We start from the raw sequence: 7,081 nt of genomic DNA on the forward strand, positions 1-7,081 counted from the left end.
AGAGAGTAAGGACGAGAGATTTAGCCATTGGAACGAACTCTTAAAGGTAATTGGACCTATCCGCCCCGATCTCTTGCCCGAGTTATTGCCCTTGATGTTAAAAAAGTGGTATAATGCTCTCATACATTCGTATCTACGGCAGGGAGTGTCGAAAGTTCGCCTTTGGAAATACGATGTGTGAGACTGTAGGGAATGCGTTGGAGCTCAAACTCTGTAAAATCCCTACTATAGGGACATAGAGTGAGAACCAAACTCTCCCTACGGGCAACATCGGCCTAGGAAGCCCGAATGTCTTTAGCATTTGGGTGCTTCACTGTAGATAAATTGGGAGTTTATTATGTCTGCTGGTGGTTTTAGTTGTTTGCGTTCTGTGGGTGACTTGGAGCATTTTAATTTTTTAATCCCTTCTTATCAGAGAGGGTATCGTTGGGGAACAGCAGAGGTAGAAATCTTACTTAGGGATATTGCGGATTTCATTAAGAAAAGCAAGTCAAATGATCGCCAGCGTTGTAGTTTACAACCTATCGTAGTCAAGGCAAAAGTAGAAGGTCAAGACAAAGTCTACTGCGTCATTGACGGGTAACAACGCCTTACAACCATTTTTTTGATCGTCAAATATCTTACGAGGTATGTCGTGAGAGAAAAATGTGAAAAAGGTGGGAATGTGAGGTATCTTGCGAGAAAAGAAGGCGAGGAAGTCAAAAAGGGTGATAACTTGTTTGTCATCAAATACGAAACAAGGGAGAGGAGTTTTGAATTTTTAGAGAATATACAGGATCGGGAATACGATGGGACCATAGATTCTTGGCACTTTAGAGTAGCCTACAAGACTATTCGTCGATTTTTTAAAGAATACAAATGTGACGAGAAGAAAGATTTTTTAGAAAGCCTATGTGAGAAGTGCGAAGTGCTCTGGCATGAGAGTCCGGATAAGGAAACAAAAGTATTTGTGCGTTTGAATAGTGGGAGAATCCCTCTTTCAGAGGTCGAAAATGTTAAGGCATTGTTTTTAGCACAAAACCAAACCGATGGATTAACGGAAGAAGAGATAGAACAAAAAGAGGAAGAGAATAAGAGCAGGGCAGAGAGATGGTATAGTGCTGAGAAAGAGGCTAGAAAGAACGGAGACTTCATTTATTGTGTGTTAGAATACATAGATAAATGTGACATCATGTCTATAAAAAAGGGAAAACAAGAGTGGTCCGTTCTATCCGATGATGTCCAAAGAATTGGAGTTTACCTCAAAGCAATTATGTTTCATAAGAAGAAAGAAATTTACAAGCCGGTGCTTTGTGAAAAGAAGAAAAATTACTTATTTGACTATTTTTATCGTAAATACGAGGATGAGAGCATGGATGACGAATGGAAAAAACTTGATAAGGCAATTAGGCATCTCTCTGATTTTGCTTCGGGGGTTTTTAACAAAAACAATAAAAATAGTGACATTGAAATTGAGATAAATAGAAAGATTTTTCACTATCTTGGTTTTTTGATATTACAAAAAAGATACAAAATTAATGATCTATACACAAAATGGTTGAATGTTGGAAATAAAGAGGCGTTTGCAATTTGTCTTGGGGATTTGGTTAAAAAGGATGTTCAACCCTATATCAAAAGAATAGATGACTTAACATATAATAAAGATAAGGATAGAAAACCCTTACAAGCTGTTCTTTTACTCTTTAATTTAGAGTATCTTATGGAGAAGATAAAGTCTTTAAAACCTTTTGAGTTTAATCGCTTTGTACTAGAGAAGTGGAATTTGGAACGCATTTATGCACAAAAGTCTGAAAGTGTATGGTCGCAAAAGGAGCAAGGCAATTTATCGAAACTAAGAGAGGCAATAAAGAGCGCAGAAGATTTAAATAAGTTGAGGGTGGATATTGAAAGTGAGAAGGAAGATGTTGGTGGTATGAAAGATAAGTTGAAAAAAAAATTCATCGAAAAGAAGCAAGATAAATAATGCCTTTAAAGAAGATATTAAGTCTTTTTTAGAGGAAACGAAGCATTGCAGTAGCAGAGAATTCCCCAAACAATTGGAAGAATTATTGTCAAATATGGAAAAGCGAGTTGTTGAAGATATTAGAAAGAAACTAAAGGATTGGAAGAATCCATCAAAAAATTCAAAAACGAATGAAGAAATTCATAAGATGATCGTTGAGTTTTTTGAACAAACAAAAGACAACAATGAGGAGTTTCTTAAACAATTTGCGAGCGAGTTGTTGCCAAGCATAGAGGAGAAGCTTGCTAAAGAGCCTGAGGAATGGCTACGGGAAGTAAAGGACCACTTTGAAGTAGAGGATCACCCAGACAATGGTACGCTTAAGGTGGATATTGAGAACTTTTTAAGAGAGGCGAAGAAGAAAAAATATAAAGGTTTCTTTGAGGACTTAGAATTAAATGGCTTACTAAAAAAAGCAGATGAAGCTTTTCAAAGGGATGATGATCTGCACCACTTGCAAAATCTTACTCTACTAGATGAAAATTCTAACAAAAAAATAGGTAATCTCATTTTTTCTAGAAAACAAGGTAAAATCCGAAAGATTGATGAGCAGCAAAGACTTGTCCCTACTTGTACACGAGAGGTGTTTAATAAGGTTTTTTCTGCCGATGATGATACTGATAAAAATAGGAGCTTTTTTTACAAAAAAAAGATCGGGAAAGTTATCTCAAAGCTATCAGAGGGTGTTTGGAAAAGTATTTAAAAAAAAATAGATAACTGCAATGCACAAGAACATAAAGAATGAAGTCTTATACTTTTTTAGAATTTTTAGAATTAAAATTTTTGAAAGAGGAAAACGGAGCTAGTTGTGGTGTGCAGAAAATAGAGGTGCCTAGACTCCAAAGGGATTATGCACATGGGAGACGATCTAAAAATTGTGAGAATGTAGCGAAAGCTTTTTTGAATGCGCTCTTTGACACCTTGGAGGAGAAGGAGAAGGAACTACACTTGGATTTAATCTATGGCTATCAAGATAAACGAGTGTTTAAACTTATAGACGGACAGCAACGCGTCACTACCCTATGGCTCTTACATTTTTTCCTATACAAGAAGTCTCAAAGAATCGATGAGATTAAAGATAAACTCGCTAGATTTGTTTACAACATGCGCGGAAGTTCTAAGGATTTTTGCAAAGAATTGTTAGAAATGGAAGAGAAATTTCAACCCGAGAAGAAACCTAGCCAGACCATTTTTTTGGTAGGAGCAACATCTGGGGATCGTGGCGACGATCCCACTGTTCAAGCCATGGTCCACATGCTCGATCTCATCCATGAAAAACTGAATGGTAAAGATACGGAAAGCTTCATAAAAAGATTAAAATGCATTTCTTTTAATGTTATTGACATGAAAGATTTTGGATTGGGCGAAGATCTCTACATCAAAATGAATGCTAGAGGTAGACCCTTGCTCAAATGTGAAAAACTCAAGGCTTTTATAGAGGATGAGGAGGGTAAGGACATCAAGGATGGAACTAAAAACTCCAGGAATAAAATCTCTAGAAAAATATTAAGTGCCATAGATAATCAATGGAGTGATTATTTTTTTGTAGCCAGTGACCCTGATGATTTTGATGATGATTTTGATGAGCGGTTCTTTAACTTTCTGCATTATGCCAATGTCTTTTTTGCTCTAAAAGAAGAATTTACTCTAAAAAAAGAATTAGAAGAAGGATCGAAGAAGAGTGTCGAGGACATTGCATTACTCCTCTCAACGGAGCGTGCCATTGATCAAACCTATAGATTTTTAAAAAACAAGGAGAATCTGGAAAAATTGGATGAGGCGATCACACAATTGCCAAAATGGACCTCTTTAAAAAATCTTAAGATTAAAGGACCTGAGTTTTTTGGAAAACGGAAACGCAAAGAATATAAGGAGGATGAAGAAGATCGAGAGGAGATGGAGGAAGGCAAGCAAGGCAAGCTTGGTAGAAAAGGTATTTGCCACTTCTTTGCCTTCTTGTTTTTGTTTGAAGTTAGGGGACAATGTGTAGATACAGCGGTGGTCGAAGATTATCTGAGAGTGTGCCAACATTTCATAGAAAACCATGATTGGAATAACGCTAGGGATATTAAGAGTTTTTTTAGGCTCCTTAAGGAAATTTCTCAAGGCATCATTGCTTGTGCTGTTGAGAAGGGAAAGGAAAATGAATTTTATGAATTTTTGTCTTGTTTTGAAGAATTAGAAAGCGAATTTAATGGAGAGGTTTACGCATTAGAAAAAAGAAAAGCTAAACTTATCTATAACGACGGTGTATATGATGAAAAGGCCCAAGGTTGAAAAAAGATTTTAAACGAAACAAGTGACCACGATTATTTAAGGGGTTATGTAGGTTTTTTGCTAGATTTTAGCATGGAGAATGGTGAGGAGAGTTTAGAGAAATTTGTCCAATATGCTGAATTAACCATGGGGATTTTGGATACATTTTTTAAAAAAACAGAAACTAAAGATCCCGGTTTATCTCATCTAGGTCTATTCCAAAGGGCACTCTTGTGTTTTGGGGATTATAGTGTTGACGCAACCAACCAATTTTTTGGTAACCTTTTCAAGCCAGGGTTATTTAGATTTAGAGAACTTGTTTTTAGATTATTTAGAAAAAACCTAATGAGGGTAAACCCTATTTCCAAAGACTTTTGGACACTCTTTTGTCATTAAATTCTCACAAGCCAATGCAGAAAGAGGAACTACTAGAGAAGATGCAAGACATCGTTGAAAATTACACCAAGTCTCAAGGAGTTTACCCTTCACAAATTTCGTGCCCTCTCATTGAAAGAAGTTGGTGGGAACAGCTTTTACTTCAACAACAAGAATTATTTGAATTCATTAACACTGCTAATTGGAGAAACAAAGACAAATTGCAGGAGTGTGGGAGGATTAAGTTTGAAAGGGATCGTAAGAATAAACTTCAAAGAGTTTATCTCCTTCAGGCAAAAAAAGATTCGGAACAGGCGAGAGATCTTTTGGGTTATGCGTTTTATTGTTATTGCAAACAATACGAAAGGAGTGAACAGAATGGGGAAGGAGAAGTAAAGATTGTTTTAGATTATGAAAATAATAGGAGGAGTCGCCAATTTGGTATTAAGTTTGGCACTAAGGAGTTTGCTGTTTTTGCAGATAGTGAAGGGTCCACCATTACTCTTACAAAAACAAAAGATAATGCAGAGGGTGATAAAGAGGGTAACAAACAGAAATATTCATTTGATATTGATCTCGGTTCGCATACGGGTGTCTTGAAAGAGTTTGAAAGAGTTTTTTGTGAAATTCTAAAAGGAATTAAGAACGAATGTCCCCAATCTGAGAATCGAGACAACTACCACGATGCATTTAGGGAGAATCCTTGATGCTTTCAATGACATAGACCAAAGCTTGTATAGCTACCTACAAATCTAGCAATCTCGCAGTGTAACATCTCTGTGCTACTGACTGATTGCCACACCATCATGTAGTAGAAAACACTACCAATAACTCGTTCTCCTCTTGAGCTTCTTTGTAGGCTTGGATAAGGTGTTCGGGTTTTGTGCTGGCATGAATGCTTTCTTCTGCAAACTTATCCTCATCCTTACCCACAGATTTATCGCTACAGATAATGCAAGATTTAAAGGGCTTGTCAGATCACGGTTTATTTCAAAAGCTCTAAAAGTCTGTCTAAGGCTAGGCTTGGGGCTAAAAACAAGACACAATCTCCGGGTTTAACCATTGCTTCCATAATCTTTAAACTTGTGTAGGTCTTGCCCGTGCCACAAGCCATGATTATCTTGCCCCGTTCATTCTCTTTGAAGTGCGCAAGGGCTTTTGCAATAGCTTCTTTTTGATGAGATCTAGGATTTTTTGGGATAGTTCGGAATTTTTATTTTTTTTATCAATTCTTCCCAATCAATATCAGCGACTATAAAGTCATCTTGGGAAATGATGCGGATAGGCAAGCCATTATTGTTGGTGATGGTATCAAAATGCTTTTTAGTCTTTTTTCACCCCATTAAAGGCAATGAAAATCCCTTCTGAGAACTTTAGCCCATCGCTCAAGCCACTTTGTAAGGGAGATGCAAATTTCTTAGCTTCCCCTAAATATACTTCTTCCTTATTGTATTTGCACTGCACAGCAGTGTAAGATGGAGATTCCTGACTTTCCTTTTTTGATGTTTTTTTTGGTGATCACAATATCAATCCCATGATCTGACCCATCTTTTTTTGAAAAATCATCCCACAAATCTACTTTTTCAAAGGCATTTTCTGTATCTGTTTTTCTTAACACGAATCTCTGATTTGTGGTGATTTGTCTTGGATATGATTTTCTTGAAATTCTTCAAAGGTCATGCACACCCTCATTTGAGTATCTCTTAAAAGCCCTTATTCTACCATAGGGTTTCTATCTTTCTTGCACTATAGCATTTGTAGCACTATTTACCACAAATGGATACACTGCAGAGTCAGAGTTTATCTTTAAAGATTGGAGAATAAGAGTGGCTGAGAAAGGCTCTAAAGAGTGGATTAAAGCATACAACAAAGAAGTGGATGCCTATAACGCACAGAATAAATGCCGATGGGATGCAGAAAAGAATCAAGAGTATTTGCGCATGCGTTTTGGCACACTTCCCGGGAGCACTGTCTATTGGTGGGACGATGTTTGGTGGTGTGATGGGGAGTATTTATGTGGGGATTAACCATTTGCCTCCATTCACTTTCTTTGTCTCAATTTTGAGAGATGAGTAGGCGTAGTGATTCAACGCATGCCATAAAGACCTAGCCTTAAACACTCCTAGAAAGCCCTACAATCGTTTTAACCCCTAAGGGATGTTTGGTCCCCAATCTGTTGCTCTATGAGCCTCATAGAGTATCTAAACACTATATTTGAACTCAAACTCTCCCAATTTATACAAAATCCCAATTTTACCCCACTCAAAACCCAAAGACATTCCACTCTTGGATCTCTACCCAATCTCATTTCTTTGGGAGTCGAATTTCATAAATTTAGAGCATAAAATGACAAACCAAACACCCCACAATCCACCAAAAATCAAATATAATGTTTTCAGCCCCATAAAGGGGTCATACAACGCGATTTAGACGAAAACCATCTAGACA

Annotated in this window: 7 protein-coding genes and 2 pseudogenes; 7 read left to right on the plus strand and 2 right to left on the minus strand. The window is 37.1% G+C overall.

From position 1 onward, the window contains the following. The 6 genes and pseudogenes from EAO33_RS08660 to EAO33_RS09660 form a co-directional block, all read left to right on the plus strand. Positions 1 to 181: pseudogene (locus tag EAO33_RS08660) on the plus strand (hypothetical protein); the annotation flags it as partial. A 156-nt stretch (positions 182 to 337) separates the two neighbouring features. Continuing rightward, positions 338 to 1,963 (plus strand): annotated as a pseudogene (locus tag EAO33_RS08670) (DUF262 domain-containing protein). Positions 1,964 to 2,036: 73 nt separating this feature from the next. Then, positions 2,037 to 2,705 (plus strand): hypothetical protein, encoded by a 669-nt coding sequence (locus EAO33_RS08675; protein ID WP_162982278.1) that lies wholly within the window; start codon positions 2,037 to 2,039, stop codon positions 2,703 to 2,705. Between the two features lie 38 nt (positions 2,706 to 2,743). Beyond that, positions 2,744 to 4,279: a DUF262 domain-containing protein gene (locus tag EAO33_RS09650; RefSeq protein ID WP_235853161.1), complete on the plus strand. Its 1,536-nt coding sequence runs from the start codon at positions 2,744 to 2,746 to the stop codon at positions 4,277 to 4,279. A gap of 57 nt (positions 4,280 to 4,336) precedes the next feature. Beyond that, the gene (locus EAO33_RS09655) at positions 4,337 to 4,654 is read left to right on the plus strand and encodes a hypothetical protein (protein WP_235853162.1); all 318 of its coding nucleotides are present in this window, start codon (positions 4,337 to 4,339) and stop codon (positions 4,652 to 4,654) included. A 41-nt stretch (positions 4,655 to 4,695) separates the two neighbouring features. Next, entirely contained in the window at positions 4,696 to 5,340 is a 645-nt protein-coding gene (locus tag EAO33_RS09660) for a hypothetical protein (RefSeq protein WP_235853163.1), read from the plus strand. A 97-nt stretch (positions 5,341 to 5,437) separates the two neighbouring features. Here the strand turns inward: EAO33_RS09660 and EAO33_RS09795 are convergent, their stop codons facing one another. Both EAO33_RS09795 and EAO33_RS09665 read right to left on the minus strand, forming a co-directional pair. Then, the gene (locus tag EAO33_RS09795) at positions 5,438 to 5,566 is read right to left on the minus strand and encodes a hypothetical protein (RefSeq protein WP_268877481.1); all 129 of its coding nucleotides are present in this window, start codon (positions 5,564 to 5,566) and stop codon (positions 5,438 to 5,440) included. Between the two features lie 52 nt (positions 5,567 to 5,618). Continuing rightward, the gene (locus EAO33_RS09665; RefSeq protein WP_328590024.1) at positions 5,619 to 5,834 is read right to left on the minus strand and encodes a DEAD/DEAH box helicase family protein; all 216 of its coding nucleotides are present in this window, start codon (positions 5,832 to 5,834) and stop codon (positions 5,619 to 5,621) included. A gap of 625 nt (positions 5,835 to 6,459) precedes the next feature. Between EAO33_RS09665 and EAO33_RS08690 the strand changes: the two genes are divergently transcribed. Next, entirely contained in the window at positions 6,460 to 6,660 is a 201-nt protein-coding gene (locus tag EAO33_RS08690) for a hypothetical protein (protein ID WP_120946378.1), read from the plus strand. The last annotated feature ends 421 nt before the right edge of the window (positions 6,661 to 7,081 follow it).

It is taken from the genome of Helicobacter labacensis (assembly GCF_003660285.1).
GTDB classification, from domain to species: domain Bacteria; phylum Campylobacterota; class Campylobacteria; order Campylobacterales; family Helicobacteraceae; genus Helicobacter; species Helicobacter labacensis.